This window comes from Kineococcus glutinatus, from assembly GCF_039542765.1.
Taxonomy (GTDB): domain Bacteria; phylum Actinomycetota; class Actinomycetes; order Actinomycetales; family Kineococcaceae; genus Kineococcus_A; species Kineococcus_A glutinatus.
On record NZ_BAABIL010000742.1, the window covers coordinates 1 to 1627 of the forward strand.

Below are 1627 nucleotides of genomic sequence, written 5' to 3' on the forward strand. Positions count from 1 at the left end.
CGTGCTCGCCTGCCGCCTCGCGGCCGCCGGGGTGGACGTGCGTGTCCTCGACGCCGCCGCGGGTCGTCGGTGTTCTCCTGCCGGTGCACGGTCGCCACGACGTACGGGCCCTCGCCGCAGGCGGCGGGCAGCTCCGGCGGGTGCTCGCGCACCGCGGCGAGGGTGCGCACCAGCACGTCCACCATGACGTCGCCGACGACGACGCTGCGCCCGGCCAGCCCCTCGGCGGCCAGCTGCCCCAGCGCCGCCGCGGTGGGCGCCAGGCACAGGTCGGCGGCGTGGTCGGTGAGGACGCGGTTGTGCTCCTCGGGCATCGCGCGGTTGTGCGAGCGCAGCCCCGCCTCCAGGTGCGCCACCGGCCGCCCCAGCTTCACCGCCGCGACGGCCGCGGCGAGGGTGGAGTTGGTGTCGCCGTAGACGAGCACCCAGTCCGGGGCGAGGTCCGCCAGCACCGGGTCCAGGCCGGCGAGGATCGCGCCGGTCTGCACGCCGTGGCTGCCGGAGCCCACGCCGAGGTTCACCACCGGCTCGGGGATGGTGAGGTCGGCGAAGAACGCCGCCGACATCGCGGTGTCGTAGTGCTGGCCGGTGTGCACCACGAGGTGCTCCACCTCACCGGCGCGCTCGGCGAACGCCCGCGCGGTGGCGGCCAGCTTCACGAACTGCGGGCGCGCGCCCACGACGCTGAGCACCCTCACGAGCGGCCTCCCCCCACCGGCGCGGCGGCCAGCGCCCCGCGGGCCAGCTCCAGCACGACCTCGCGCTCCCGCGCCGAGCTCAGCTCCGCCGCGGCGCGGTGCGAGGCCGCCTTGGCCGCCGCCAGCGACCCGGCGTCCAGGCCCTCCAGGGCCCGGCGCAGCGCGGCGGCGGAGAAGTCGTCGGCGACCACGCCCAGGCCGTGCGCGGACACCACCCGCGCCATCTCCCGGCTCGGGCCCACGGCCAGCGCCAGCCGCGCCTGCACGAAGTCGAAGAACTTGTTGGGCAGGGCGAGCTCCGCGTTGAGGTTCGCCGGCGGCAGCGAGTAGATCCCCACGTCGTAGCGGTTCAGGGTCCGCGCCAGCTCCGCCGGCGGCACCGGGTCGTGGAACGTGATCCGCGGGTGCCCCGCCGCCAGCGCGCGCAGCCGCGCCAGGTGCCGGCCGCCGTCACCGCCGCGCGTCAGGTACAGGTCGAGGCTGAAGCGCCCGTCGAGGCCGCGGGCCACCTCCACCAGGGTGTCCAGCCCCCGCCCGGGCACCGCGCTGCCGCTGTGCACCAGCCGGACCCGCCCCGGCTCGGTCGCCGAGGGCACCAGGTCCACCGGGTCCGGCGCGTTGCGCACCACCGCGCACGCCACGCCGTACGTGTCCCGGTACAGCTGCGCGATGGGCTCGCACACGGTGCTCACCGCCGCCGAGGCCGGCAGGTAGCGCTCGCACAGGTGCGCGGCGAACGGGCGCACCAGGGCCCGCCAGCGCCAGTCCTGGGCGAACTCCGCCAGCGCCCACTCGTGCATGTCCGCCCACACCGGCGCGCCGCGGGCCACCCGGTGCGCCAGCGGCAGGGCGCGGGCGTCGTTGGCGACGACGACGTCCCAGCCGCAGGCCGCGGCGAGGACCAGCAGCGCGGCGGCCGCGACCCGCAG

Annotated in this window: 2 protein-coding genes; both read right to left on the reverse strand. The window is 77.6% G+C overall.

Annotated features, from left to right (window positions below):
* Positions 1 to 698 (reverse strand): UDP-N-acetyl glucosamine 2-epimerase (locus ABEB16_RS20845; protein WP_345714098.1); only part of this gene is annotated, 698 nt, incomplete at its 3' end.
* On the reverse strand, positions 695 to 1627 hold a 933-nt coding region (locus ABEB16_RS20850), incomplete at its 5' end, for a glycosyltransferase family protein (protein ID WP_345714099.1). The genes ABEB16_RS20845 and ABEB16_RS20850, both read right to left, overlap by 4 nt.